The organism is Deinococcus sp. KSM4-11 (assembly GCF_004801415.1).
In the GTDB taxonomy this organism is placed as follows: domain Bacteria; phylum Deinococcota; class Deinococci; order Deinococcales; family Deinococcaceae; genus Deinococcus.
This window is the reverse complement of sequence record NZ_SSNX01000009.1, coordinates 61,234-87,606: the sequence shown is the minus strand read 5'-3', so window position 1 is coordinate 87,606 and position 26,373 is coordinate 61,234. Positions and strand designations below refer to the sequence as shown.

Annotated in this window: 28 protein-coding genes; 12 read left to right on the top strand and 16 right to left on the bottom strand. The window is 69.0% G+C overall.

Annotated elements, in window-relative coordinates; translation table 11 throughout:
• Positions 1-17 precede the first annotated feature (17 nt).
• The gene (locus E7T09_RS19470) at positions 18-458 is read right to left on the bottom strand and encodes a response regulator (RefSeq protein WP_136390873.1); all 441 of its coding nucleotides are present in this window, start codon (positions 456-458) and stop codon (positions 18-20) included.
• A 207-nt stretch (positions 459-665) separates the two neighbouring features.
• Between E7T09_RS19470 and hisF the strand changes: the two genes are divergently transcribed.
• A complete protein-coding gene (gene hisF, locus E7T09_RS19465; RefSeq protein ID WP_136390872.1) occupies positions 666-1,457 on the top strand; it encodes an imidazole glycerol phosphate synthase subunit HisF in 792 nt (263 codons plus the stop codon).
• On the top strand, positions 1,454-2,110 hold the full coding sequence (hisIE, locus tag E7T09_RS19460; protein WP_136390871.1) for a bifunctional phosphoribosyl-AMP cyclohydrolase/phosphoribosyl-ATP diphosphatase HisIE: 657 nt from the start codon (positions 1,454-1,456) through the stop codon (positions 2,108-2,110). Before hisF ends, hisIE begins: the two co-directional genes overlap by 4 nt.
• Before the next feature lie 175 nt (positions 2,111-2,285).
• Here hisIE and E7T09_RS19455 read toward each other — a convergent pair whose 3' ends face one another.
• Positions 2,286-3,653, bottom strand: a complete 1,368-nt coding sequence (locus E7T09_RS19455; protein WP_136390870.1) for a rhodanese-like domain-containing protein — start codon at positions 3,651-3,653, stop codon at positions 2,286-2,288.
• A gap of 235 nt (positions 3,654-3,888) precedes the next feature.
• On the opposite strand from E7T09_RS19455, the gene E7T09_RS19450 reads away from it, so the two are divergent.
• The gene (locus tag E7T09_RS19450; RefSeq protein ID WP_136390869.1) at positions 3,889-4,167 is read left to right on the top strand and encodes a metal-sensitive transcriptional regulator; all 279 of its coding nucleotides are present in this window, start codon (positions 3,889-3,891) and stop codon (positions 4,165-4,167) included.
• Between the two features lie 61 nt (positions 4,168-4,228).
• On the opposite strand, the gene trxA is transcribed toward E7T09_RS19450, so the two are convergent.
• The 4 genes from trxA to E7T09_RS19430 form a co-directional block, all read right to left on the bottom strand.
• Entirely contained in the window at positions 4,229-4,654 is a 426-nt protein-coding gene (gene trxA, locus E7T09_RS19445) for a thioredoxin (RefSeq protein WP_136390868.1), read from the bottom strand.
• Positions 4,655-4,746: 92 nt separating this feature from the next.
• On the bottom strand, positions 4,747-5,010 hold the full coding sequence (locus tag E7T09_RS19440) for a metal-sensitive transcriptional regulator (protein WP_136390968.1): 264 nt from the start codon (positions 5,008-5,010) through the stop codon (positions 4,747-4,749).
• A gap of 44 nt (positions 5,011-5,054) precedes the next feature.
• Positions 5,055-5,642 (bottom strand): DUF305 domain-containing protein, encoded by a 588-nt coding sequence (locus E7T09_RS19435; RefSeq protein ID WP_136390867.1) that lies wholly within the window; start codon positions 5,640-5,642, stop codon positions 5,055-5,057.
• Positions 5,639-5,860 carry a heavy-metal-associated domain-containing protein gene (locus E7T09_RS19430; protein WP_136390866.1) on the bottom strand — a complete coding sequence of 74 codons (222 nt, stop codon included), beginning with the start codon at positions 5,858-5,860 and terminating at the stop codon, positions 5,639-5,641. Before E7T09_RS19430 ends, E7T09_RS19435 begins: the two co-directional genes overlap by 4 nt.
• Before the next feature lie 129 nt (positions 5,861-5,989).
• Here E7T09_RS19430 and E7T09_RS19425 point away from each other — a divergent pair, with 129 nt between their 5' ends.
• Entirely contained in the window at positions 5,990-8,503 is a 2,514-nt protein-coding gene (locus tag E7T09_RS19425) for a heavy metal translocating P-type ATPase (RefSeq protein WP_136390865.1), read from the top strand.
• A 147-nt stretch (positions 8,504-8,650) separates the two neighbouring features.
• On the opposite strand, the gene E7T09_RS19420 is transcribed toward E7T09_RS19425, so the two are convergent.
• From E7T09_RS19420 to E7T09_RS19405, 4 genes are all read right to left on the bottom strand, one after another.
• Entirely contained in the window at positions 8,651-9,514 is an 864-nt protein-coding gene (locus E7T09_RS19420) for a carbohydrate ABC transporter permease (protein ID WP_136390864.1), read from the bottom strand.
• Entirely contained in the window at positions 9,504-10,439 is a 936-nt protein-coding gene (locus tag E7T09_RS19415) for a carbohydrate ABC transporter permease (protein ID WP_136390863.1), read from the bottom strand. The genes E7T09_RS19420 and E7T09_RS19415 overlap by 11 nt, the downstream gene beginning before the upstream one ends.
• Positions 10,440-10,531: 92 nt before the next feature.
• Positions 10,532-11,815, bottom strand: coding sequence for an ABC transporter substrate-binding protein (locus E7T09_RS19410; RefSeq protein WP_136390862.1), 1,284 nt, complete (start codon positions 11,813-11,815; stop codon positions 10,532-10,534).
• Between the two features lie 87 nt (positions 11,816-11,902).
• Positions 11,903-12,583 (bottom strand): glycerophosphodiester phosphodiesterase, encoded by a 681-nt coding sequence (locus tag E7T09_RS19405; protein WP_136390861.1) that lies wholly within the window; start codon positions 12,581-12,583, stop codon positions 11,903-11,905.
• A 127-nt stretch (positions 12,584-12,710) separates the two neighbouring features.
• On the opposite strand from E7T09_RS19405, the gene E7T09_RS19400 reads away from it, so the two are divergent.
• The 3 genes from E7T09_RS19400 to E7T09_RS19390 are packed head-to-tail and all read left to right on the top strand — an operon-like array spanning position 12,711 to position 15,146.
• Entirely contained in the window at positions 12,711-13,607 is an 897-nt protein-coding gene (locus E7T09_RS19400; protein ID WP_136390860.1) for a MerR family transcriptional regulator, read from the top strand.
• A gap of 33 nt (positions 13,608-13,640) precedes the next feature.
• A complete protein-coding gene (gene paaI, locus E7T09_RS19395) occupies positions 13,641-14,006 on the top strand; it encodes a hydroxyphenylacetyl-CoA thioesterase PaaI (RefSeq protein WP_136390859.1) in 366 nt (121 codons plus the stop codon).
• A gap of 9 nt (positions 14,007-14,015) precedes the next feature.
• Positions 14,016-15,146 (top strand): winged helix DNA-binding domain-containing protein, encoded by a 1,131-nt coding sequence (locus E7T09_RS19390; protein WP_136390858.1) that lies wholly within the window; start codon positions 14,016-14,018, stop codon positions 15,144-15,146.
• 35 nt (positions 15,147-15,181) lie between these two features.
• On the opposite strand, the gene E7T09_RS19385 is transcribed toward E7T09_RS19390, so the two are convergent.
• The 5 genes from E7T09_RS19385 to E7T09_RS19365 all read right to left on the bottom strand — a co-directional run bounded on the left by E7T09_RS19385 (position 15,182) and on the right by E7T09_RS19365 (position 19,683).
• Positions 15,182-16,120 carry a magnesium transporter CorA family protein gene (locus E7T09_RS19385; RefSeq protein WP_136390857.1) on the bottom strand — a complete coding sequence of 313 codons (939 nt, stop codon included), beginning with the start codon at positions 16,118-16,120 and terminating at the stop codon, positions 15,182-15,184.
• A gap of 310 nt (positions 16,121-16,430) precedes the next feature.
• Complete coding sequence (locus E7T09_RS19380; protein WP_136390856.1) at positions 16,431-16,667, bottom strand: ferredoxin; 237 nt, start codon at positions 16,665-16,667, stop codon at positions 16,431-16,433.
• A gap of 100 nt (positions 16,668-16,767) precedes the next feature.
• Positions 16,768-17,547 carry an NTP transferase domain-containing protein gene (locus tag E7T09_RS19375; protein WP_136390855.1) on the bottom strand — a complete coding sequence of 260 codons (780 nt, stop codon included), beginning with the start codon at positions 17,545-17,547 and terminating at the stop codon, positions 16,768-16,770.
• A 38-nt stretch (positions 17,548-17,585) separates the two neighbouring features.
• Complete coding sequence (locus E7T09_RS19370) at positions 17,586-19,016, bottom strand: HAMP domain-containing sensor histidine kinase (RefSeq protein WP_136390854.1); 1,431 nt, start codon at positions 19,014-19,016, stop codon at positions 17,586-17,588.
• Positions 19,017-19,020: 4 nt separating this feature from the next.
• A complete protein-coding gene (locus E7T09_RS19365) occupies positions 19,021-19,683 on the bottom strand; it encodes a response regulator transcription factor (protein ID WP_136390853.1) in 663 nt (220 codons plus the stop codon).
• A gap of 203 nt (positions 19,684-19,886) precedes the next feature.
• On the opposite strand from E7T09_RS19365, the gene ftsH reads away from it, so the two are divergent.
• The 5 genes from ftsH (at position 19,887) to E7T09_RS19340 (ending at position 24,926) form a co-directional block, all read left to right on the top strand.
• The gene (ftsH, locus tag E7T09_RS19360; protein ID WP_168734951.1) at positions 19,887-21,752 is read left to right on the top strand and encodes an ATP-dependent zinc metalloprotease FtsH; all 1,866 of its coding nucleotides are present in this window, start codon (positions 19,887-19,889) and stop codon (positions 21,750-21,752) included.
• Positions 21,753-21,869: 117 nt separating this feature from the next.
• Positions 21,870-22,481 carry a sigma-70 family RNA polymerase sigma factor gene (locus E7T09_RS19355; protein ID WP_168734950.1) on the top strand — a complete coding sequence of 204 codons (612 nt, stop codon included), beginning with the start codon at positions 21,870-21,872 and terminating at the stop codon, positions 22,479-22,481.
• Positions 22,469-23,707: a hypothetical protein gene (locus E7T09_RS19350; RefSeq protein ID WP_136390850.1), complete on the top strand. Its 1,239-nt coding sequence runs from the start codon at positions 22,469-22,471 to the stop codon at positions 23,705-23,707. Before E7T09_RS19355 ends, E7T09_RS19350 begins: the two co-directional genes overlap by 13 nt.
• 36 nt (positions 23,708-23,743) lie before the next feature.
• A complete protein-coding gene (locus tag E7T09_RS19345) occupies positions 23,744-24,181 on the top strand; it encodes a thioredoxin family protein (RefSeq protein ID WP_136390849.1) in 438 nt (145 codons plus the stop codon).
• 13 nt (positions 24,182-24,194) lie between these two features.
• Positions 24,195-24,926, top strand: coding sequence for a cytochrome c biogenesis CcdA family protein (locus E7T09_RS19340; RefSeq protein WP_136390848.1), 732 nt, complete (start codon positions 24,195-24,197; stop codon positions 24,924-24,926).
• Between the two features lie 289 nt (positions 24,927-25,215).
• Here E7T09_RS19340 and E7T09_RS19335 read toward each other — a convergent pair whose 3' ends face one another.
• Positions 25,216-26,178, bottom strand: coding sequence for a homoserine dehydrogenase (locus E7T09_RS19335; protein WP_136390847.1), 963 nt, complete (start codon positions 26,176-26,178; stop codon positions 25,216-25,218).
• Positions 26,179-26,373: the final 195 nt, after the last annotated feature.

Genomic DNA, 26,373 nt, shown 5'->3' with positions numbered 1-26,373 from the left:
TGCTCAGCCCGGACGGTTCAGTTCAGGCGGGGGTGCCGGTTCAGGGTCGTCCAGAACGAACGGATGGTGTGCATCGCCTCACGGAACTGCGCGAAGTCCATGGGTTTGATCACGTAGGCGCTGGCACCGTGCGCGTACGAGTCGCGGATGTCGCGATCCTCGCCGCTGGTGGTGAGCATCACGACCGGGATATCGCGCAAGTCGGGCTGGGCACGGATGGCGTCCAGGACGGCCAGGCCGTCCATCTGCGGCATTTTCAGGTCGAGCAGCACCAGATCCGGCAGGTGCTCCTGGCCCTGCCGGAGCGCGGCGCGGATCATGGCGATGGCTTCCTCTCCGCTCCCGGCGACACTCACCTCAAACTCGACGCCGTCGCTGCCGATTTCGCCAAAGGCGTTCAGGGCCAGCTCCAGGTCGTTGGGGTTGTCGTCTACGAGCAGGATCCTACGAGTTTTCACGTGACTCCCCGAGAGGAAAAGGCAGGCGGCCGATGAAGGTCAGAGGAATGGGGGCCGCCGGCGGCCGGGCTTACCCGACTGCCGTCAGTCTACCAAAGTGTGTGAAGATTTATTAAAGATTTGGCACAGTTGGGAGCACACTGGACGCAGTGCAGTGAGCTGGGCAGGATCACGGCGGGCGTCCACCACGCGCGTAGACTGCCCGGCATGCTCACGAAGCGCATCATTCCCTGTCTGGACGTGCAGAGCGGCCGGGTGGTGAAGAACGTCCGGTTCTTCGAGAACCACCGGGACGCCGGCGACCCCCTGGCCCTCGCCCAGGCGTACGAGGCGCAGCAGGCCGACGAACTGGTGTTCTACGACATCACGGCCACGCATGAGGGCCGCAAGCTCATGCTGGACGTGGCCGCGCAGGTCGCCGAACAGGTCATGATGCCCCTGACCATCGGCGGCGGGATCAATTCCCTCTCGGACTTCCGGCAGCTTCTGATGAGCGGCGCCGACAAGATCAGCGTGAACTCCGGAGCCCTGTCCCGGCCGGAACTGATCCGCGAGGCCTCGGATCATCACGGCGCCCAGTGCGTCATGCTGTCCATCGATGCCAAACGCCGCCCGGACGGATCGGGCTGGAACGTCCACCGAGCGGGCGGCCGGGTCGACACGGGGCTCGACCTGATCGAATGGGCGGTTCTGGGGCAGACGCTGGGCGCGGGCGAGATCTGCCTGAACGTCATGGACGCCGACGGCACGCGCGCCGGCTTCGACCTTCAGGCCACCCGCGCCGTCTCGCAGGCGGTGGATCTTCCCGTGATTGCCTCAGGCGGGGCCGGAAAACTGGAGGACTTCCGGGACGTGCTGAGGGGAGGCGACGCCGGCGGGCACGCAGACGCTGCCCTGGCCGCCAGCGTGTTCCACTTTGGGGAACTGACCGTGCCGCAGGTCAAGACCTACCTGCACACCCAGGGCATCCCCGTGCGGCCCGAATGGAGGGACGCATGACCGGCGTGGATGACCTGAACTTCGGCGCGGACGGACTGATCCCGGTCGTCACGCAGGACGCCCGGACCGGGGCCGTGCTGATGCAGGCCTACGCGGATCGCGCGGCCATCGAACGCACCCTGAGCACCCGCGAGGCCACGTACTGGTCGCGCTCCCGCGCCGAGCAGTGGGTGAAGGGCGCAACCAGCGGGCATACGCAACACGTGGTCGACGTGCAGCTCGACTGCGACGGCGACTCGGTGCTGTACCGCGTGGAGCAGACTGGCTCGGCGTGTCATACCGGCGAGTATTCCTGCTTCCACCGGCCCCTGCTGGACACCGACCCACCCGCCGCCGGGCTGGACGGCACGCTGGAGCGCGTCTACGGCACGATTGCCGAGCGCCTCGCCACGCTGCCGGAGAACAGTTACGTGGCCCGCCTGCATGCCGGCGGCATTGACCGCGTGCTCAAGAAGATTAGCGAGGAGGCCGGTGAAGTGCTCCTGGCCGCGAAGAATGCCGACCGCGAGGAACTGGCGACCGAAGCTGCGGATCTGATGTTCCACCTGCTGTTCGCCCTGGCCGAGGTGGGCGTGTCGCCCGGCGACGTGGCCGCCGTGTTGCAGGGCCGTGAGGGCAGGACGGGCCTGAAGGGGCCGAAGGAAGCCGGGTAAGGCATCGGGCAGGGGCCGCCGATGGCTGTGTATCGGCAGCCCGTCCTGAGGGAAGGACGCCCGGCCACGGGAAGCACGCCGAACGCTCCTATCACCGCCAGGAACAGGGAGCATATTCGATGTGCTGGCCGCCTCTCAGGCCGCCTTTGGCTTCTCGCCAATGGAGCCTAAAAGGTCAGCGGGCGACTGCCCAGGCGTCATACCCGCCTGCAAGCTCGCTGACCTGGAACCCCTCGGCGCGCAGAAGGCTGGCGGCGGCAGCGCTGCGGGCCCCGCCCTGGCAGTACACGATGATCTCGCGCTCATGGGGCAGGCTGTCCAGCGCCCAGGGTAGACGCCCCGCGTGCAGGTGGCGCGCGTCCGGCAGATGCCCCGCCTGGTACTCCGTTTGCCGGCGAACGTCGAGCAGCAGGGCCCCCGGATGCTCCGGCAGGGCGGTGACGGGAAGGGGCGGGACGGCGCGCGTTCCCAGTCCAGCCGGGCTTTCGATCCAGCCCACCACGGAGTCGATGCCGACCATCCACAGCCGGCGGCGCAGCGCCTCGGCCTGCCCGTCGCGGGCGAGCAGTACGTACTCACGGGCCGGGTCGAGCAGCCATCCGGCCCAGGTCTCCAGGGTCAGTCCGTCGGGGAGGTTCACGCTGCCGGTGGGCGCAGCCTGCTGGTACTCGGCGCGGGGGCGGGTGTCGATCAGGCGCGCGCCGGCCTGCACGCGCGCCAGCACCGTAGCCGGGTCGAGCTCAGGCAGCGCACTTACGGTGCCCAGGAGGGCCGGGCCGTCCCTGTTCTGGTGTTTCATACGGCCGTAGTAGAGCGGCGCGTCCGGCTGCCCGGACAGCAGTTCGTCGGTGAACGCCTGCTCGTGCCCGGCCTGTACCAGTGGTGCCCACCAGCTCAGGGCGCGTTCGTAGCCGACGGTGGTGGCGGGCACGGCCCCGAGGGCCTTGCCGCAGGCGCTGCCCGCGCCGTGGCCGGGCCAGACCTGCACGAAGTCCGGCAGGGTCAGGAAGACGTCCCGCAGCGAGGCGTACATCTGGTGCGCCCCGACAAAGCGGGTCTCGACGCCGCCGGCCGCCTCGTCGAGCAGGTCTGGACGGCCCAGATCGCCGACGAACACGAAGTCGCCCGTGAACAGCATGACGGGCTGGTCTCCACGGGGGGTATCGGTGAGCAGGAACGACACGCTCTCGGGCGTGTGGCCGGGCGTGTGCAGCACGTCGATGCGCAGGTTGCCGACCATAAAGGTGTCGCCGTGGTGCAGACCGGTGTGGGCAAACGCGTAGGCCCAGGCGGGGCCGCCCTCACCGGAGAGCAGCAGGGTCGCGCCGGTGGCGGCGGCAAGTTCGCGGCTGCCGCTGAGGTAGTCGGCGTGGACGTGCGTTTCGGTGACATGGGTGATGTTCAGGCCCTGTGCGGCTGCGGCGTTCAGGTAAGGGCCGATGTCCCGGACGGGGTCGATGACAAGGCTCTCGCCGGTCTTCTGGCAGCCGAGCAGGTAGGACGCCTGGGCCAGATCCGGGTCGTAGAAGCGTTCGAAGTACATGGGCGCCCTCCTGGGAGAACCAGGCCAGCGGGACATGCCGGGCATGGTCGACTTGACCCTAAACCCCCAGGGGGTATACTGTCAACACGATGATCGAACGCCCCAGGCTGCTCTGGATCGGCCGCATCCGCCGGACGTGACGGCCAGCCACTCAATCGCACCCACTGTCACCGCCGCCGGTGTGAGCGATACTGAAGCGTCGGGTGCCCCACCGGACACCGCCAAAAGGAACACCATGACCACGCCACCCACCCCACCACCCCTGAGCGAAACGGACGAGAAAGTCCTGAAGCGCCTGCGCCGCATCGAGGGCCAGGTGCGAGGCCTGCACCGCATGATCGAGGAAGGCCGCGACTGCCACGACATCCTGACCCAGCTGTCCGGCGTGCGCAGTGCCCTGGACGCCGCCGGGGAGCAGATCCTCGAACAGTACGCGTCCGGCTGCCGCGCCCACCCCGGCGAGACGGTCACGCCGCAGGACGTGGTTCGGGCTGTGAAACTCCTGCGCGGGTAGGGCGGCACAGCAGCGAGGACGCCGAGAGGGAAGCACTCCTCTCGGCGTCCTCGCTGACGGATCAGCTGGCCTGCACGGCCGCCAGTTTCCGCAGGATCTCGCCCTTCGGCACGGCGCCCACGATGCGGTCGACGGGTTCACCGTCCTTGAACACGATCATGGTCGGAATGCCCTGCACCTGGAACGAGCCGGGCGTGCGGGGGTTCTCGTCCACGTTCACCTTCACCACGCGAACGCGGCCCGCCTGCTCACGAGCGATGTCCTCCAGCACAGGGCCGATCACGCGGCACGGCCCGCACCACGGCGCCCAGAAGTCCACGATGACCGGCACGCCCGCCCGGATGTCGGCCGCGAACGAGGCGTCCGTGCCGCTGTGCAGCCACGGCAGGTTCGCGCCGCAGCGGGCGCACACCGGCACCTGACCGCCTGGCACCGCCTGCACGCGGTTCTTCGCGCCACACTGGGCGCAGGTCAGGATGTCACTCATACGTCCCTCCAGGATTCAGATCGCGGTGCTCCTGCTGCTCTGCGCGGTGGCCTGCCTGACCGAGATCGGGCAACGCGCGCGCCCCAGCACCATCACGCGTACTTCAGCGCCTCCATGAGTTCCTCGACGATCTCGACGGTATCCCCACGTTCGTGCGCTGTGGCGACATGCGCTTCGAGGTGCCCGCGCAGGACCACCTCGGTCGCCCCGCTCAGGGCCCCCTGCACCGCCTTGATCTGCCGCAGCACATCCACGCAGTACACGCCCTCGTCGTCCAGCATACGGACGATGCTCTCCAGATGACCGCGCGCGATGCTCAGGCGGCGGCTGGCGCGCTTGCGGGCGTCCTCCGGCATGCACAGCTTGCCCTCGACGTGGCAGTGCGGCGCGGCGGGTGTGGTCACTTCATGCTCCCCAGCCACGCCGTGTACTGGGCGATCTCGGCCGTCTGGGCGCGGATGATGTCGGCCGCCAGCGTCCGCACACGCGCGTCCTGCGAGTGGGTGGGCACGAGCGCCGCCATCTCGACCGCGCCCCGGTGGTGCGGAACCATGCCAGTCAGGAACCAGCGGTCAGCGCTGCCCGTGAGCTCCATCGGCTTGCCCATGCCCCTGGGAGCGTAGTCCTGCCTGATCCAGGCCTGCAGCCAGCCCTGCATCACGGCGATTTCTTGCTGCTGCGCGGCGATGACCTTCGCAGCGGCAGCCTTCACGCGGACGTCGGTGCCGCGCAGAACCTCCACACGGGCCATGTCGATGGCCATCTGGTGATGGTCGGCCATGAGCTGCGCGAACCGGATATCGAAGGCGCGGCCTCTCAGGGGCCGGAGTTCGGCCGTCATGCGCTCGCCCATGGCAGCCATCTCCGCCGGCATCGATCCTTCCGGCATTCCGTGCGCGGCGTGCTGCATGCCCGGCATGGACGCGCCGCCCCCGCCGGCGAGGGCCGCGCCGTTTAGCAGCAGAACCAGCGTCACGGTGCGGATCACGCCCCGGCGACCTGCGCCGTGTAGCCTTCCTCGCTTACTGCGGCCAGCATGGTCTGGGTGTCGGCATCGCCCTGCACGGTAGCCCGGCCGCCTGCGAGATCAACGGTCACGGCCTGTACGCCGGGTACGGCCCTCAGGGCACCCTCGACAGCCTTGACGCAGTGGCCGCAGCTCATGCCGGTAATGGTCAGTTCAGTGGTGGGAATCTGGGTCGTCATGCCCAAAGGCTAGACCCTCCCCCGGGGGTTGTCAACAGTTATGGACGAATAATGAGTCTTCAACTTGCTCTAGACAGCCATATAGCGCTACGCTGAACTCGTATCCCCCCCAGGGGGATCAGGAGGGCCATGAGCACGACCATCGAACTTGATATCCAGGGCATGACCTGCGCGGCCTGCGTGGGGCGGGTGGAACGCGGCCTGAAGAAGGTGGAGGGGGTGCAGGACGCCAGCGTGAACCTCGCCACCGAGCGGGCGACCGTGACCTACGACCCCGCGCAGGTCGCCGCGCCCGTCCTGATCCAGACCGTGCAGGACACCGGCTACGAAGCTCGCACCACCCACACCGAGCTGAGCGTGACCGGCATGACCTGCGCCGCGTGCGTGGGCCGCGTGGAGCGTGCGCTACAAAAGATCGACGGCGTGCTGGACGCGTCGGTGAATCTGGCCACCGAGCGGGCCAGCGTGGACGCCCTGAGCAGCGTGAGTCCGGGCCAGCTGAAAGCCGCGATCCGCGAGGCCGGATACGACGTGCTGGACACCGGAGCCGGGCCGTCCCGCGTAGATGTGGAACGGGAGGCGCGCGAGCGGGACGTGCGTGCCCTGCGCCGCGCCGTGACCGTCAGCGCTGCCTTTTCCGTGCCGCTGCTGCTGCTGGCGATGCTGCCCATGCTGTGGCCCGCGCTCGAGATGTGGCTGATGGACACGGTCGGGATGCGCACACTGAATGTGATCATGCTGCTGCTCGCCGTACCGGTGCAATTCGGCCCCGGCCGACGCTTCCTGCGCTCGGGCTGGGCGGCGCTGCGCCACCGCAGTCCGGACATGAACTCGCTGGTCATGATCGGCACGCTGGCCGCCTTCGTCTACAGCCTCGCCGTGACCGTCCTGCCGGATCTGTTCCCGCCGGGCAGCGCCCACGTGTACTTCGAGGCGTCCGCCGTGGTGATCACGTTGATCCTGCTCGGCAAGTATTTCGAGGCGGTGGCCAAGGGCCGCACCAGCGAGGCCATGAAGACCCTGCTGGCCCTCCAGCCAGCCACCGCCACCGTGATCCGGAACGGCGCGGAGGTCGAGGTGCCCGTGGACGACGTGCTGTCCGGTGACCTGATCCGCGTGCGGCCCGGCGGGAAGCTGCCGGTGGACGGCGAGGTCATGACCGGCGAGTCGTGGGTGGACGAGAGCATGCTCACCGGCGAGAGCGTCCCGGTCGCCAAGCGTGCCGGGGCAGCGGTCACCGGCGGCACGCTGAACGGTACCGGCACCCTGACGATCCGCGCCACCCGCGTGGGCAACGACACCGCCCTAGCGCAGATCATCCGGCTGGTCGAGACCGCGCAGGGCAGCAAACCGCCCATCCAGGGCCTCGCGGATCGCGTAGTCGCCGTGTTCGTGCCGGCCGTGCTGGTGATCGCCGCGCTGACCTTCCTGACGTGGCTGCTGATCGGCGGCCCCGGCGCGCTGGGGCAGGCGCTGATCCACACAGTCGCCGTGCTGATCATCGCGTGCCCGTGCGCCATGGGCCTCGCCACGCCCACCAGCGTCATGGTGGGCAGCGGCCGGGCGGCGGGGCTGGGCGTGCTGTTCCGCAGCGGCACGGCGCTGGAGGCCCTGGGCCGGGTGGACGTGGTGGCGCTGGACAAGACCGGCACCCTGACCGTGGGCCACCCGGAGCTGACCGATCTTCACGTCTTGAATCAGAACAGTCAGCCGGGCTTCGAACGCTCCGAGGTGCTGCGCGTGATCGCCGGGGCCGAGCAGGCCTCCGAGCACCCCATCGCCCGCGCCATCGTCGGGGCGGCCGCGCGCGAAGGCCTGAGGCTGCCGGACGCCACAGACTTCCGCGCGCGGCCCGGCCTGGGCCTGGAGGCGACCGTGGACGGCCACCGCGTGCAGATCGGCGCCGACCGCTACATGACCGAGCTGGGCCTGGACATCACGCCCTTCACGCAGCAGGCCGGCCGGCTGGCCGACGAGGGCAAGAGCCCGCTGTACGCGGCCATCGACGGCCGGCTGGCCGCCGTGATCGCTGTGGCCGACCCCGTGAAGCCCGACAGCGCAGACGCCGTGAAAGCCCTGCACGCGCTGGGCCTGACGGTCGCCATGGTCACGGGCGACCACGAACGCACCGCACACGCCGTCGCGCGGACGCTGGGGATCGACACTGTGCACGCAGGCGTGCTGCCCAGCGGCAAGAGCGACGTGGTCACGACCCTGCAATCGGGCGGGCAGCGGGTCGCCTTCGTCGGGGACGGCATCAATGACGCGCCGGCCCTGGCGAGCGCGGACGTGGGCGTCGCCATCGGCACGGGCACCGATGTGGCGGTCGAGACGGCGGACGTAATCCTGATGGCAGGCGACCTGCGCGGCGTTCCGAACGCCATCGCCTTGAGCCGCGCCACGCTGCGGAACATCCGCCTGAACCTGTTCTGGGCCTTCGCGTACAACATCATCCTGATCCCGGTCGCGGCGGGCGTGCTCTCGCCCGTGGGCGTGACCCTGAACCCGGTATTGGCGGCGGCGGCCATGGGCCTGAGCAGCGTGTTCGTGCTGGGCAACGCCCTGCGGCTGCGCCGCTTCCGGCCGCCCGTCACGGCACCGGCCGTCCAGCCCCCGGCCGTTGGTCAAGCCGTACCCGCCTGAGCGCCCTTCAAAGAGAAGCCGCGCCATCCGGGGGAACACCGGGCAGCGCGGCCTCTGAAGGGTGGGAACGAGCCCTGCATCCTGAGTGCTCGCCTGTGAGGAGAGCCCGAGCATGTCAGCCCAGCGTGACGGGACTCTGACTACTTGCTACTTGTCCTCGGTCAGCGCAAAGCCCCGGCTGAACTGCTCCTGAAGCGCCGTGAAGACCAGCAGGGGCGGCACGGCCGTGATGATCGCGCCGGCCATCACCGCGCCCCAGTCGGTCTGGCCGCCCACCTCGATCAGCTTGCGCAGCCCCACCTGCACGACCTGCTTGTCGTCCTGCTGCATGATCACCAGCGGCCAGATGTACTGATCCCAGCCGTACACGAACTGGATCACGGCCAGCGCGCCCACCGTGTTCCAGCTCATGGGCACCAGGATGCGCGTCAGGAAGGTCAGCGGGCCGCAGCCGTCGATGCGCGCGGCGTCGGCCAGCGACGTGGGGATGTTCATGAAGTGCTGCCGGAACAGGAAGGTGCCGGTGGCGCTCGCCAGGAAGGGCACGATGATCGCCGCGTAGGTGTTCGCCCATTTCAGGTCGCGGCTGACCAGATCGAACAGGGCGATGATCAGCACCTCGGTCGGGAGCATGAGCGACAGCAGCACCAGCCCAAAGGCCAGGCCCTTGAGGGGAAAGCGGAAGTACACGAAGGCCAGCGCGGCCAGCAGCGCCAAGATGGTCTTACCGACCGTGACGCTCAGGGCCACGATCAGCGAGTTCATCATGTAGCGGCCCAGGTGCGCGCCGCTCCACACCGATCCCAGGTTGTGAAAGAACGCGCCGCCCGGAATCAGGCTGGGGCTGAGAACCGCGCTCGACTCCTGCGTGGCCTTGATCAGCGCGAAGATCAGCGGCGCGCTGATAATCAGCACCGCGAGGGTCAGCGCGAGGTGCGTGGGCCACGTGCGGCGGTGCGCCGGGGCGTGGGCCGGAGCAGCGGTGCGGGACGCCACCGTCTTAAGCGCCATAGTGCACCCGCCGTTCGCCCACCCGGAACTGCATGACCGTGATGAACGCCACCAGCGCGAGCATCAGCGCGGCCTGCGCGGCGGCGGCCCCGGTCTTGAAGTTCACGAAGCCGTCCTGGTACAGCTGGTACACCAGGAAGGTCGTGATCCCCGCGTGCCCGACATACGGCCCGCCGCGCGTGAGGATGTCCGTCAGCGCGAAGGAATCGAACAGCGCCGCGATGATATTCGTGAACACCAGGAAGAACGTGATCGGGCTGAGCAGCGGGAAGGCCACCCGCCAGAACACCTGCCGTGGCGTGGCCCCGTCGATCTGCGCGGCCTCCATCACGTCGCCCGGCAGGTTCTGGATGCTCGCCAGGTAGAACACGATGTTGTACGCCAGGCCCTTCCAGATGGACGCCAGCGTGACCAGCCCGAACGCCAGGATGGGCGTGTCCAGCCAGCGCGGTGCCACGTGGAAGGACGCCCGCAGCACCTGGTTCACCACGCCGATCTCTGGGTTGAACAGGAACAGCCACAGCGTTCCGGCAATCGCGGGGCTCAGGGCGTACGGGTAGATCAGCAGCAGACGGTAGGTCTTCGCGCCCCGGATGGGCCGGCTGGCCAGCCACGCCAGGCCCAGCGAGCACAGCAGTCCGCCCGAGACGGTCAGCACCGTGAACACCAGGGTCTGGAGGGCCACCTGCTGGTACGCGGGGCTGGAGAGCAGGTCGGCGAAGTTGCCCAGGCCCACGAACTTCTCGGTGCCCAGGATCACGTTGGCGCGGAAGGCCGCCAGGCGCAGGGTGCGCAGCGCCGGCAGGTAGATGAACACCGCCAGGATCAGCAGCGTGGGCAGCAGGAACACCCACGGCAGCCACCGGCCCCGAAAGACGGCGCGCTCCTCGGACGGCGCGGCGCGGGCGGCGGCGGGTTTCAACATGCGGACATCCTCATGGGTTCTCCAGGGCGGGCGGGGAATTCAGGTGCGGCCCGCCCCCCGGACGGGAAGGGCGAGCCGCGACGACGGGTGGCTTACTTGAAGTTCGCGCTGTACTCGCTCAGGGCGGCGTCCACGCGGGTCTTGGCCTCGGCCTGCGCAGCGTCCACGCTCTGGCCGCCCAGCACCTTCTGCAGGCCCTCCTCGATGATGGTGCGGGTCTGAATGGCTGCGCCGTTCAGGCCGCCGGCCGTGGCGCTGCTCGGCACGGTCTTGAGCAGCTGGTTGAAGGCCACGAGCTGCAGCGGGGTCTGCGTGAACCAGCCCTGCGAGCGCAGCGAATTGATGCTGCTCTGGCGCACGGGGTAGTAGCCGGTCAGCTTGTGCCAGTCGGCCATGTTCTTGGTGCTCGTCATGAACAGCGCGAAGTCCAGCGCGGCTTCCGCCTGGGGCTTGCTGACGCTCTTGGAGATCCACAGGCTCGCGCCGCCGATCACCACGCCGTTCCGCTTGGTGCCGTCCGCGATGGGCAGCACGCCCACGCCCAGCTTGAAGCCAGCCTTCTTGGCCGAGTCCATCTGGTTGCCCAGGTCGGCGGTCGAGTTGATGGTGAACACGGCCTTCTGGTTCGAGAAGATGGCGTTCGTGCCGTCGGTGTCGGCCAGCTTGCCGGAGTAGGTCTCATAGCCGCCGTCCTGCATGTCCTTGAAGAACTGGAAGATCTTCTTGGCGGCGGCGCTGTCGAGGTTGCTGGCCGTGGCGCGGCTGTCGCGGCCGTTGCCGTTGTTGACCAGCGGCGCACCCTGCTCGGCCATCCACTGCTCGAACAGCCAGCCGTACACCGGCACCGCCGCGCACTTGGCCTCCAGGCCCGCCGCCTTGATCTTCGCGCAGGCCTTCAGCAGGCCGCCGAAGGTGGTGGGCGGCGTCTTGGGATTCAGGCCCGCCTTCGTCATCAGGTCCTGGTTGAAGTACAGCACCGGGCTGGACGAGTTGAACGGCAGCGAGTTCACCTTCCCGCCGATGGTGTAGTAGTTGATGACCGGCTTGATGTAGTCGCTGAAGTCCACGTTCTTGACCGAACTGACCGGCTGGAACGCGCCGCTGTCCAGCGCGAGCTGGCTGCCCACCTCGAAGATCTGCACCAGCGCCGGGGCCTTGCCCTGCCGCGCGGCCAGGATGGTCGCCTGCAGCGAGTCGTTGTAACTGCCTTTGTAGGTGGGGGCGATCTTCACGTCGGGATGGGCCTTGTTGTACTCGTCAGCCCGCGCCTGAATCCAGCCGGAGCGCTTGGCGTCGCCGAACGAGTGCCAGAACTCCACGGTGGTCTGCGCGGAAGCGGTGCCCAGCATGGTCAGCGTCAGCAGTATTCTTTTCATGGGAATCACAGTAAGCACCCATCATCATGGGCTTGTCAAGCGTCTGGGAGGGCATCCAGGGGCTTTTGTGGGCTTGCCACGCCACCGTCAGCGCGATGTCAGCAGCACGTCAGGCAGGTCGCCGATCAGGGCGTCCACGCCCAGCTGCGTCAGGCGTTGCACGTCCGCCGCCTCGTTCACCGTCCAGGTGTTCACGCGCCAGCCGGACTGCCGGGCCTGCGCCATGAGCCCTTGGTCGATCAGGGTGTGGTGCGGGTGCAGGGCCACGCTGCCCGTCCAGCGCATCGCGAGCGGCACGCTGTCCAGCGGCCCGGCCCGGTACAATTTGTGGATCAACAGGCCGCGCTCGATCTCCGGGGCATTCTGACGGGCCGCGAACAGCAGCAGCGGGTTGAAGGAACTGACGATCACACGCGATCCCAGCCCGTGCGCGCGGATGGCGTTCAGGGCACGGGGTACCCGGTCATCCGGGCGGGCCCGCTCGTACTTGAGTTCCACGTTCACGTACGCGCCCGTATCGGCGGCCCAGGCCAGCACGGCGTCCAGGGTGGGCACTTCGGTAGGCAGTTCGTCCAGGGTCAGGAACGGCAGCAGTCTTCCATCCTGCAGCGCCTCGTCGTGGTGGATGGCCAGCGTGCCGTCGGCCAGCCGGCGAACGTCCAGCTCCACGCCGTCCAGGCCAGCGTCCAGGGCCGCCTGGAACCCGGCCAGGGTGTTCTCGCGGTGCAGGCGGGGGGTGCCACGGTGGCCGAGCAGCATCGGACTCATGGCTGCAGAGTAGCGGGCCAGGGTGACGCTGTCGTCCTCCTCCAGTTGACTCGGCTCCTCTTCCCCACTCCCTTGACTCTGCCCAAGGGGCAGCCCTCAAGCTGAAGGCACCTCCGGAGGCCCGCCCATGACCCAGCCGCCCAGCCCGCAGTCCCCCAGCCCGCAGTCCCCCAGCCCGCACCCGCCGACCAGCGCCCACATGACCATCGGGGCCTTCGCGCAGGCGACCCGCCTGAGTCTCAAGGCCCTGCGGCTCTACGACGACCTGGGCCTGCTGCCCCCGGATCGCGTGGACGCCCAGACCGGCTACCGCCACTACGCGCCTGAGCAGCTCGACACCGCCCGTTTGATCGGCCTGCTGCGGCAACTGGACATGCCGCTCACCACCATCCGCACCGTGCTCGACGCGCCCCGTGGCGCCCGCAGTGGCCTGATCCGGGGCTACTGGGAAGGTGCCGAGCGGCAGCATGACCAGAGCCGCGCCCTGGCCCGGTACATCCTGAACACCCTCGAAGGAGCCTCCACCATGACCCAGACCTTTACGGTGCAGACCCGCGACCTCCCCACCCGCCAGATCGCCACCATCCAGAAACGCGTGTACCAGCCGGAACTGAGCGGCTTCCTGCCCCCCAGTATCACCCGGCTGATCCAGGAGATCCCCTCCCAGGGCGCCGTCATTGCCGGGCCGCCCTTCGTGATCTATCACGGGGCCGTGACCGCCGACAGCGACGGCCCGGTCGAGGTCTGCGTGCCATACACCGGTGCCATGACGCCCACCGGGGACATCACCCTGCGGGAAGAAGGCGCGCACCACGAAGCCTACGTGACCGTCACAAAACAGCAGTTCGAGTTCCCCACCATCCTCGAAGCCTTCGACACCACGGCCGCCTACGCCGACGCCCACGGCACGCGTGGCCCCCTGATCTGCCGCGAGGTCTACCCCTACGACTGGGACGGGGCCGGCCCGGACGATCCGGCCGGCGAGGTCGCGTGGCCGTACACCCCACGCCCTTCCGAATCCTGATCCAGCGCGGGCGTTCCTGACCTACCCTGGAGCATGACCTACGCCGAGGCCCTGGGCATGACCGTGCTGGAGGCCACCCCTGAACGTACCCGCGTCGCCCTGACGGTGGACGACGCGGGCCTGAACATGCACGGCACCACCCACGGCGGCGTGATCTTCAGCGTGGCCGACGAGGCCTTCGCGATCATCAGCAACCAGCACGCCCAGGCGGTGGCCATCGAGACGCACCTGAGCTTCTTCCGCGCCACCCGCCAAGGTGACCGGCTGGTGGCCACCGCCAACCCGGAACGCGTGGGCCGGACGCTGGCCACCTACCGCGTGGAAGTACGCAATGGGGAGGATGGCGAGCTGATCGCGCTGTTCACAGGCACCGTGAGCCGGCGGGAACCGCAGGGCTAGGCTGGCTCCGTGCCTCCGATCCTCTCCACGCGCGCCCTGAACCGGGCGACCCTGGCCCGCCAGAGGTTGCTGTACCGCCACGACGGGACGGCGCTCCAAGCGATCGAGCACCTGGTCGGCCTGCAGGCCCAGGCCCCGATTCCGCCCTATTTCGGGTTGTGGTGCCGGCTAGAACGTTTTGCGGCGGGAGAACTCTCGGCGGCGCTGCTGGAACGGCGGGCCGTCCGGATGGCGCTGCTGCGCAACACCGTGCATCTGGTGAGTGCCCGCGACGCCCTGCCGCTGCGGACGCTGCTGCAGCCCGTCTTCGACCGGGCCCTGCGGAACAACGCGTCGTACGCGGCGGCCCTCGCCGGACTCGACCTGACCGACCTGGCGGAAAGGGGCCAGGAGCTGTTGGGCACGCGGGCATTGACCTCGACCGAGCTGCGCCCCCTGCTGGCCGGACTGTATCCGGATCGTGATCCGCAGGCGCTGGTGCAGGCGCTGCGGAACCTGCTGCCTCTGGTGCAGGTGCCGCCCAGGGGCGTCCGGGGCCAGGGTGGACAGCCCACCCTGATGACTGCCACCGGCTGGCTGGGCCCGACCCTGAACCCTGCAGAAGGGAACCCGACCTCCACCCTGGAGACGCTCGTCCGCCGGTACCTCGGGGCCTTCGGCCCGGCCAGCGTGAAGGATCTTCAGGTGTGGTGCGGCTTGACCCACCTGCGTGGGGTGCTGGAACGGCTCCGTCCACACCTCTTGACCTTCCGGGACGAGGCGGGTACCGAGCTGTTCGATCTGCCGGAGGCTCCACGCCCGCCCGAGACCACGCCCGCGCCAGCCCGGTTGCTGGCCGCCTTCGACAACCTGCTGCTGTCCCACGCGGATCGCCGTCGGTTCATGACTGCGCCCGCCCACCAGCGGCTCTTTTCCGTCAAGAACGGCATCTTCCCGCATACCTTCCTGCTTGACGGCTTCGTGGCCGGCACCTGGACGCTGGATCAGCGGCGCGAGGCCGCCCAGCTGACCATCGAGCCCTTCGGGGAGCTTTCCGACGCGGCCCGGTCGGCCCTGACCGCCGAGGCCGACCGCCTGCTGGCCCTGGCAGCCGCAGACGCCGGGCAGACCGACGTGGTGTTCATCGACCCGCGGGGATGATCCGGACGGGTGCCGACGCGCCCAGTTGACCTGCCCTAGAGCACGCGCAGGCGGTAGAACAGCACGGCGATCAGGGTGGCGATGCCCATGGCGACGATCATGACCAGCCAGAAGCCGTAGGGACTGTTGTGGAAGGGCAGGCCGGGCACGTTCATGCCGAAGAACCCGCTGACCAGCGTGGGAATGGCCACCAGGATGGTGGTCACGGTGAGCACCTTCACGACCTGGTTGACGTTGTTGCTGATCACGCTGGCAAAGGCCCCGGCCATCGAGGTCAGGATGTTGCTGGCGATACTCGCCATTTCGATGGCCTGGAGGTTCTCGATCAGGACGTCGTCGAGCAGGTCGCTGTCTTCCTCGTACATCTCGAAGATCCGGTCGCGTTTGACGCGTTCCATCATGGCCTCGTTGGCCTTCAGGCCGGTCATGAAGTACACCAGGCTCTTTTCCAGCTTCAGCAGGTTCAGCAGCTCGCGGTTCTGCTGGCTGTTCTCCAGCTTGTCCTCGATGGCGTCCACACGCTTGTTGATCTGGCGGACGTCGATCAGGAAGCGCTGGGCGTTGCGCAGGAACAGTTGCAGAGTCAGGCGGTTCTTCTTGACGGTGCTCACGCGCCGCACCAAGCCGCTCAGGACGTCCTTGATGACCGGGTTCTCCGGCAGGCTGCACACCGTCACCACGCAGTGATCCGTGTGCAGAATCCCGAGCGGCACCGTGTCGTAGGGAATGTCGCTCTCCTCGGGCAGGCGGTAGCTGGTCTGCATGATGATCAGGAGTTGTCCGTCCTCTCGCTCGAAGCGGGAACGTTCATCCGGGTCGAGGGGGTACGACAGGTAATCGAGTTCCAGGCCGGTCTCGCGGGACACGCGGGCGAGTTCCTCGGGGCTGGGGTCGGCAGCGTTCACCCAGCAGCCGTCGGTGTAGGCGTCGAGGGTGGTGAGTTTTCCGCCGATGGAGCGGTAGTACGTCAGCATCGGCAGTCCGGCTGGCGTGGATCAGTGTGGGACATGGCGCGTCCTCCGGGGGCAAGGTGGCGTGATCCGGTGGCCGGAGGGCAAACTGGGCGGTTCGGGTTCAGGGTTCACGGTCGTCACCTCACTTTCCGGAGGAGGGCCGGACGCGCGTCCGGGGCGGGGCGGCAGGTGGCGGGCGAGGCCCGCATGGGCGCGGTCATGCTAGCGGGAAGGCGCGGGCGCAGGCAAGCGGCCCCCTGGGCAGGCCGAGAAAGGCCCCCGGCGGGAACACCGGGGGCTGGAAAGCGCGCGTCAGGCGGGCAGCAGGGTCTTACAGACCGAAGAAGGCGCGGTTCTTCTCGATGTAGCTTTCCTCGCCGGCGGGCGTATCTTCCTCGGGGAAAATGGCGCTGACGGGGCAGGCGGGCACGCACGCGCCGCAGTCGATGCATTCGTCCGGGTGGATCAGGAACATGTCGCCCGCGTCGTAGATGCACTCCACAGGGCACACTTCGGTGCAGGCCTGATCCTTGGTGCCAATGCAGGGGCTGGTGATGATGTGCGGCATGGGGGACAGTATGCACACCCCGCCGGAGGGGCGCAAGGGCGAAGGCAGACAGGTTTTCGCGTGCTGTGGCGGCCCGATTGGGTGGACAGGGCCGGGCCGCTCAGGGGGCGGCGCCGAGGTGCGCGGCGGCCAGGACGAGATCCTCGTCCTTGTCCACGTCCGTGCCCACGGCGGCGTGGGGCGTGATCAGGGCGCGGGCCGACACGCCCAGCAAGGCCGAGACCTTCGCTTCCAGCGCCACGATGGTCAGGCGGCCCGTGACGAGCCGCAGCAGGATCCCGGGGCCGATCAGGGCGGCCAGCCGGATCGGGGCCTTGCGCGCGGCGAGCACCTCGCGCAGGCGGGGCAGGAACTGACCGAGCAGGCCAGGATCGAGCAGGAACAGGTTCCCGCCGGTGAAGCTGCCGTCCTTCAGGCGGGCGTAGGTGCGTTTCACGCCGGGGTACGTGGCCTCGCACACCTCGCGGCGCACCACCGGGTACACCAGGCCGGCGTCGGGCGGCGCGCCGTCCAGCACGTCGCGCACCTGCGCGGCCGTGAGCATGGGAATGTCCGCCGTGGCAATCAGCACACGCTCTGCGGGCTTCAGACCATCCTGCGAGAGCGCCTCCACGCCCGCCTCCAGGTTGCCGAGCAGCGTCCCCACATCGGTGACGCGCACGTCGATCATGGCGTCGATCTCGGGTGTGGTTGGCCCCACATAGGCAATGCGCTCCACCCGCCCGCTGCCGCGCAGGGCGCGCAGGACATGCACGGCCATGGGCTGCCCCGCGACGGGAATCAGGGGTTTGACCTTCACGCCGTGCGCGGCGGCGAAGGGGTCGCCGGGGTCGCCGCCGCCCAGCACGACGGCGCTCCAGCGGGTGTCCGTTTCAGGCATTGCCGATCAGCGTAGCAGAGCGTTCCCTGGCGTGGCTATCAGGCGCGCAGCGGTGCGGTCACGGTGGGTGATGGCGCCGTGACGGGCACGTCCAGCGTGGCCGTGAACCCCTGTCCGGGGGCGCTGGCCAGCGTCAGGGTGCCGCCGTGCAGCTCGGCGGCGCGGCGGGCCAGGGCGAGACCCAGGCCGTGGCCGTCGCCGCTGCGGCTCTCGCTGGGGCGGTAGAAGGCCTCGCCCAGCCGCGCCAGGACGTCCGCGCTCACGCCGGGGCCGTCGTCGTGCACGGTGATGCGCGCGCCGCCCGGATGGCCGTCCACGGTGACGGTCACGGTCGCGCCCGGCGCATGCCGCACGGCGTTCATGGTGAGGTTCCAGATGGCCTGACCCAGCAGCACCCGGTCGCCGGGCACGGTCACGGCGTGCGGAGCATCCAGGTCGACATCGGCTTCGGGCGCGAGTTCCCGGGCGCGGTCCACTGCGTCGGCGGCCAGGTCGCGCAGCGGGACGGGCGCGCGGCCCAGTGCGGCGGGATCGCGGGCCAGCAGCAGCAGGTGGTTGGCGAGCTGCGAGAGCCGCGTGATGTCCGTGCCGATCTCGCGCAGGTCCGCGCGGTAGCGTTCCGCGTCGCGGTCGCGGGCCAGCGCGCCGTCCACGCGAACCGTCAGGGCGGCCAGAGGGCTGCGCAGGTCGTGCGCGGCGGCCCGCAGGAACGCCTGCTCGCGGTCGCGGGCATCGGCGAGGCGATGGAAACTGGCCTGGAGGGTGCCGGCCAGCCGGGCGAGTTCGTCGCGGTCGCCCGCGCCGGGCAGCGGGCGGCGCAGGTCGCCGCCGCTGCCGATCTCCTGCGCGGCGTGTTCCAGGGCGCGCACCGGGCGCAGCAGCCGGCCCGCCACGGTCCAGCCGATGGCCAGGGTCAGGAGCAGCGTCAACGGCAGCAGCCACACCAGCACCTGCGTGAAAGCCTGCCGGGCGGCTCCCAGCGCGCGGGCGTCCGAGGCGACCGTCAGGAGGGCCTGGGAGCCGCGCAGGGGGCGCACGACGATCAGCTGTTCCACCAGGCGGTACTGACCGGGACGCAGGTTCACCGGCACGCCCTGCTGTGGGAAGCGCGGCGTGGCGACGCTGCTGAGACTGCCGCCGACCAGACCCACCAGGCGCAGTTCCACACCGGTGCGCTGCCCGTCGGCGTCCGCGATGCGTTCCAGGTCGGCCTGGGTGGGCAGGGTGAAGCTGAGCGCGCTGTCCACGCTGCCCAGGCTTCCCAGGTCGAAAGGATCGTCCCGGTGGATGCCCAGCAGGCTCTCGACGCGTTCCTGCGCGGCGCTGGCGGCACTCAGGGTGCGGTCGAGCTGGCTGCGTTCCAGCAGGCCGTTCACGGCGTAGTACAGCCCGCCCGCGACCAGCGCGACGGCCAGGGCGGTGGCCAGCGCCGCCCACAGGGCCAGCCGGGCGCGCAGGGTCAGGGTCACGCCCTCACTTCTCCACGCGATACCCGCGCCCGCGTTCGCTGGTCACGGCCTCCGGGGCCAGTTTGCGGCGCAGGTAACGGATGTACACGTCCACGATGCGCGGTTCGCCCTCGAATTCCGGGCCCCACACACGGTCGAGCAGGTCCTCGCGGGTGAACCAGCGTTCCGGCGAGAGGGCCAGGGCCTCGACCAGACCGTACTCGCGGCCGGTCACGGCGACCTCCTGGCCGTCCCAGGTGACCGTCCGGGCGACCGTGTCGAGGGTGCCGCGCCCCTCGGCAAAAGTGGCGTTCGGGGCGCTCTGTCCGCGCTCGCGGCGCGAGAGGGCCCGCAGCGTGGCGAGCAGTTCGGGCACCGCGAAGGGTTTGACGAGGTAAGCGTCGCCGCCGAGGTCCAGGCCCTGCACGCGGTCGCCCAGGTCGCCGCGCGCGGTGAGGAACAGGATGGCGGATTCCACGCCCCCCTCCCGCAGCTGGCGGGCGATCTCGAAGCCGTCCAGACCGGGGAGCATGACGTCCAGCACCACCAGCGGGTAGTCGCCGAGCATCCCGGCCTCCAGGCCGCCGGTGCCGGTCTGTTCCCAGGTGACGGCGTACCCGGCCTCGCGCAGCGCGAGGATGGTGGGTTCGGCGATACGGGGATCGTCCTCGACGAGCAGCAGTCTCACGGATCTCAGTGTAGGGGGCGCGGTTAACCGGGCGTGAAAAGCGGCTGCGTGGGCGCGGCGCGGGGTGGAACGGGCCGAAGATTGCCGGTTGGTGAAGTGGGGGTGGCAAAGCGGACAATCCGCCCAGCCTTGAGTCTGGTACACTCAACTTCACGGGGCGAATGACGCTCCCTTCACCCTTTCACCTTCCCGGAGGACTGTTCTTGAGGCGGCTTAATCCCTGGCTGATCGTGCTGTTCGTACTGGCACTGTTCCTGATGTTCTCGCAGTCGTCGAACCTGACGCGCGTCAGTGTGAATTACAACGAATTCAAGTCCCTGCTCGACCAGGGCAAGATTGACCGCGTCATCGTGCGCGAGAGCGACGCGTCCGTCACCCTGAAGGACAAGACGCCGGTCACGGTGAACACCTCACGGGGCACCTCCACCGCAGACCTGACGTCCTTCACCGTGCGGCTTCCCAGTTCGCAGGCCACGCCCGACTCCAGCCTGATCCAGCAGCTCCAGGCGAAGAACGTGGATCTGCGCTTCGAGCAGCCCAGTCAGTGGCTGGGCATCCTGCTGAACTTCCTGCCGATCATCCTGCTGTTCGGCATGATGTACTTCTTCTTCATGCGCGCCCAGGGCGGCCAGAACGGCGTCATGCAGTTCGGGCAGTCGCGCGCCAAGAAGTACGGCAAGGAAAACCGCGTGCCGACCAAGTTCACCGACGTGGCCGGCCACGAGGAAGCCAAGCGGGAACTCGTGGAGGTCGTGGACTTCCTGAAGAACCCGGGCAAGTACCACCAGATCGGGGCCGAGATTCCCAAGGGCGTGCTGCTGGTCGGCCCTCCCGGCACCGGGAAAACGCTGCTGGCCCGCGCCATTGCTGGCGAGGCCGACGTGCCCTTCTTCAGCGTGAGCGCCAGCGAGTTCATGGAGATGTTCGTGGGCGTCGGCGCCAGCCGCGTGCGCACCCTCTTCGAGGACGCCCGCAAGAGCGCCCCGGCGATCATGTTCATCGACGAGATCGACTCGATCGGCCGTAAGCGTGGAGCCGGGATCGGCGGCGGCCACGACGAGCGCGAGCAGACCCTCAACCAGATCCTCTCGGAGATGGACGGCTTCGACAAGACCAGCAGCGTGATCGTGCTGGGCGCCACCAACCGCCCGGACGTGCTCGACCCGGCCCTGCTGCGCCCCGGCCGCTTCGACCGTCAGGTGACCATCGACCTGCCGAACCTCAAGGAGCGCGAGGCGATCCTCAAGGTGCACCTGCGCAACAAGCCCATCGGCGGCGGCGTGGACGTCAACGAGATCGCCAAGAGCACCCCGTACTTCTCGGGCGCCGACCTCAAGAACGTGACCAACGAGGCCGCGCTGGAAGCCGCGCGCCTGAGCAAGACCGTGATCGACATGAGCGACTTCTACCGCGCCCTGGACAAGATCACCCTGGGCCTGGAGAACGGCTCGCTGACCATCAGCGACGCCGAGAAGAAGGCCATCGCGTACCACGAGGCCGGACACGCCGTGACCGCCGCCGTGATCCCCGGCAGCGACAAGCTCCAGAAGGTGTCGATCATCCCGCGTGGCCGGGCGCTGGGCGCCGCGTTCTACCTGCCCGAAGAGCAGGTGCTGATGAGCAAGGAACGCCTAGAGAACCAGCTGGTCGTGGCGCTGGGCGGCCGCGCCGCCGAGGAGGTCTTCATGGGCAGCGTGACCAGCGGGGCGGCCGACGACTTCCGCAAGGCCACCAACATCGCCCGGAAGATGGTGCTGGAATGGGGCATGGGCGAGAACTTCAAGAACATGGCGCTGGTCACCGACAGCGGCCCGGTGTTCCTGGGCGAGGACATGACCAAGCCCAAGGCCTTCAGCGAGCACACCTCGCAGCTGGTCGACGAGGACATCAAGCGCATCCTGAACCGCGCTTTCGAGCGTGCCCGCGATATCGTCGGCGAGTACCGCGTGGCCATGCAGGAAGTGGCCGAGGCCCTGCTCTCGCAGGAGCTGATTACGGGCGACGTGGTGCGCGAGGCCGTGGCCCGCGTGGGCGGCACGCCCACCCCGATGCCACAGACCACCGCCTGAGCCGGACTCTCTCCTCCCCTGGAAGCCCCCGCCCCGCGCGGGGGTTTTGCGTGGGTGCGAAGGGCATTGAACCAACGGCGCACCACAGCCCGTACTCTGGGTGTGACGTGGATGCTCATGGCTGACGCCCGGATGTTCAGCGCTGCCCCCAGGGAGGGCCGGGCGACCCATGCGGACGACGTGGCCCTGGTCGCCCGCCTGCACCGCCGTGATGAGGCCGCGCTGGCCGAGGTCTACGACGCCCATGTCGGCGCGGTGTACGGGGTGCTGACGCGCATGCTGGATCAGGGCACGGCGCAGGAGGTCACGCAGGACGTGTTCCTGAACCTGTGGGAGCACCCCAGGGCCTTCGATCCGGCCCGCGCGGGCCTGCGGACCTACCTGCTGGTCATGGCCCGCTCGCGCGGGCTCGACCGCCTGCGGGCCGTGCGCCAGAGCACGCCGCTGTACAGCGAGGACGGAGCGGAACTGCCGCTGCCCGACTTCCGGCCCGGCCCGTCAGACGGCGCGGAGACCACCCAGCGCCGCGAACGCATCCGCGCCGCCCTGCAGGAACTGTCGCCCGCACATCGGGAAACGGTAGAACGTGCGTTCCTGCGTGGCCAGACGCGCGAGGAGATCGCCGGGAGCATGGGCACGCCGGTGGGCACCGTGAAAAGCCGCATCAGTTATGCCCTGAAGCACCTGAAACGCGTGCTGGGAGAGGAGGTGGGCGCATGGCTGGACTGAATGGGCAGGGCGCATCCTCGGACATCCGCTGCCCGGACGTGCAGGAACAGCTGGAACTCCAAGCCATGACCGGCGCGGCCCTGAGTCCGGCAGCGCGCGCCCACCTGGCGACGTGCCCTGCCTGCCAGGCCCACCGGGCCCTGCTGGGCGACCTGGAACTCGCGCTGCTGGAGGACGCGCCGCAGGTTGCCCCACCCCCGGCATTGCGGGCCAAGGTGCTCGCGGCCGCGCACCGCGCCCCCTCACCTCGACCCGCTCCAGCCCGGCGCTGGTGGCCCGCCGCCCTCGGGGTGGCCGCCACGATCAGCGGCCTGCTGGCCCTGGGCACCCTGCTCACGCCCTCGCAGAGCGTGGCCTCGGCCCTGCCGGATCCGGCGGTCGTGGTGAGTGCAGGCCGGACACTGGTGGTCGCCAGCAACGACCATGCGGGCACCATCAGCGTGATCCGGGACGGTCGGGTGAGCGCCAGCCTGCACACGGACGGCGCACAGACCGCGTGGTTCACCGAGGGTGTGCGCCTGGGCGACCATGTGTTCCTGGCGGACGCCGCGAACGACCGCGTGCTGGACGTGCAGACGGAACCGCTGAAGATCCTCCGCAGCTACTCCGTGCCGGACGGCGTGGCGGGCCTGATGGCCAGCTCCGGCATGGCGGGCGGCCGCGTGTACTTCAAGAGTGTGCGCGGGCAGGTCGGCACGCTGGGCGGTATGCAGGTCACCATCGCCACGGCGCCCGGCCTGCCCCTCGCGGACGTCATGGACGGCGTCCTGCTCCAGGGCGGCACGCTGTACGTGACCCATCACCTGAGCGGCGAGCTGTGGCTGCTCGACCCGGACACGCTGGCCATGCGCTCCCGTGTGCAGCTGGGCGGCCGGCCGGTGGCCCTCTCGGCGCTGCCCGGCGGCCTGCTGGCCCTGGATGTCACGGGCCGATTGCTGAAACTCGACCCGAGTGGCCGGGTCGTGCAGAGCTGGGCGGTGGCCGGGCACCCGGACAAACTCACGGTGAACGGAAACGCGGCGCTACTCAGCGACCGGGGCGGCATGGTGACCCGCGTGAGCCTCAGCAGTGGGCAGGTTCAGCAGCTGAAGGTCACGCACCCCATGGATGTGATCAGCCTGCCGGACGGCACCTTCGCCGTCGCCGAGGGTGGGCGCGGCCTGCGCCTGCTGGACGGTCAGTTGCAGACCACCAGTACCATCGAGCATGGGGAACCGAAGCACTGACCTGCCCGTCCCCTTTCACCCCCTGGAGGTTCCCCCATGCACCGCCTGACCCTTCCTACCCTGGCGGTCGCCGCCCTGATCGCCACGGCCGCCGCCAGCATGACCACGCCTTCCACGTCTACCCCGGACAAGCCCCTGGGCCAGGGCTATCAGCCCTACACCAAGGCCGCTTTCGACGCCGCGAAGACCGGGCGGCGCATCCTGTTCTTCCACGCCACATGGTGCCCCAACTGCCGCGCCGACGAGGCCGACATCCTGAAGAACCTCGCGCAGATTCCCAGGGATCTGGTCATCTTCAAGGCCGATTTCGACAAGGAAACCGCCCTGAAGCGGCAGTACGGCATTCCCGTGCAGGACACCTTCGTCCTGGTCGATGCCGGGGGCACAGCCATCAAGAAATGGGCGGGCAGCGGCCTGAGAGGCGGCGGCCTGAAACAGATCCTCGCCACCGCCGCCAGCGCCAGAAAGATGTGAGCCGGGGCAGAGCGTGCTGCTGATCGTCGTGGCCTTCCTGGGCGGCGTGCTCACGGTTCTGTCGCCGTGCGTGCTGCCGGTGCTCCCGGTGCTGCTCTCGGGCACCGTCGGCGGGCGCGGCCGGCCCCTGGGGATCATCGCGGGTTTCATCGGCGCGTTCGTGCTGCTCACCCTGTTCTTCGCGAGCGTGGTCAGCGCGCTCGATCTCAGCCCGGATTCTGTCCGCTGGGTCGCCGTGGCCCTGCTGCTGCTCTTCGGCCTGACCCTCGCCATCCCCAGCCTTCAGACCCGCTTCGAGGTCGCCGTAAGCCGCGTCCTGCCGCAGCGCCGACCGGACGGCGACGGCTTTCTGGGCGGCCTGGTCGTCGGCGCGACCCTGGGCGTCGTCTGGACACCTTGCGTCGGCCCGATCCTCGCCAGCGTCACCACCCTCGCCCTGAGTGGACAGGTCACCGCCTTCGCCGCCCTAGTGACCCTGGCCTACTCCCTCGGCGTGGCCATGCCCATGCTGGGGGTCATGTGGGGAGGCCGCAGGCTGCTGCACCGGCCCGCGCTGATGCCCCGCCTGGGCGCCGTCCAGCGAGCATTCGGCGTGATCCTCGTGCTGTTCGCCATCGGCATGGTCTACGGCGTGGACAGGAAAGTTGAAACCTATCTGGTTGAAACCATTCCCGCGCTCCAGAATCTGACCTTTCTGGAACAGACCGCCGCCGTACAGACGGAACTGGAACGGCAAACGAAATGAGACACGGACGGCTGGCCGCCCTCCTCCCAGTCCTCCGCTCCCCAGTTTCCCGAGTGCCCGTGAGGAAGAATATTTGGCCAAAGCGTCCCACCCTGCCCCTCACCGAATGCCACCGTGCGTGAAGCGCGCGGGCGCTGACGGCGTGATCGCCCAGGACAGATAGGCCGCCCCTCGCCACCGCAAAACGCATCAACGCCGGCCAGGACGCAGCAGCGACCACATGCCCAGCGCAATGCCGGCTCCCCTACCCCGGAGGGGCTGGATGTGGGAAATCCCTGCACATCTCCGCTCAGTGCAACGGCACGTGCCCCGGAAACCCCAGCAGGTAATCCAACAAGTCTCCGACCATCGCGGACGCCGTGACCATGCCCCCGGCCCCGCCGCCCGCAAAGATCAACGTGCCGCTTTCCTCGGCCTCGTACACCAGGGCGTTGCGGCTCTCACCAGCGGTGCACAGCGGGTGGTCGTTGGGAAGGCGCTGCGGGGCGACGCGGGCCGCCCAGCCGTCGCCGTCCCGTTCCAGCGAGGCGACGAGCTTGATCCGTTCCCCGGCGGCGCGGGCCTCGGCGATGTCCTGCGGGGTGACGTGTTCGATGCCCTGGATCTGGACATCGGCGTAATCGAAGTTCCCGTCGGCGCAGAAGCGGGCCATGACGGCGAGCTTGTGGGCGGTGTCGAAACCGCCGACGTCGAGGGTGGGGGGATCTTCAGCGTACCCCATGGCCTGCGCTTCGGCCAGGGCCTGGGCGTAGTCCTTGCCGGCTTCCATCTGGCCCAGGATGTAGTTGCAGGTGCCGTTCAGGATGGCGTGGAGTTGCACGAAGGTGCTGGCGCGCAGGACGGTGCTCATGGGACCGATGACGGGCGTGCCGGCCATGACGCTGGCCTCGTAGTACAGGTGGCCGTCCTGGGCGTAGGGGCGCAGTTCGTCCCAGCGTTCGGCGAGCAGGGCCTTGTTCGCCGTGATGAGGGGCCGTCCGCTTCTGAGGTAGGTGCGCAGGAGCCCCAGGGGCCGGTCGATGCCGCCCATGCATTCGATGACGACGTTGCATTCCTGGAGGAAGTCGCAGGTGTCGGTGACGCGTGTGCCTTCCGGAACGTTTCTGGCTTTGTTCATGTCGCGCACGAGGACGCCGGCGATGTCGATGGTCACGCCGATGTCATCGAAGACGCTTTTGCGCCGGGCAATCAGGTTCAGGACGTCCTGGCCCACGGTGCCGCTGCCGAGGACGCCGACGGTGACGGTTCTCATGCAGTGGACTGTAACGCGAGGTGAGGGAACGGCCGGTAGGGCGGGTTAGGTGTGGGCGGTAGACTGCCTCCATGTTTCCAGTGTCAAGTGTCTGTCTGCTGGCCCGCGCGTGGGGGTCGGCTGTGAGTTCGCCGCGGCGGTGGCCCGGGCGGACGGCGTATGTCACGTGACGCCGCGCGCGTCCACTCCGGGAGT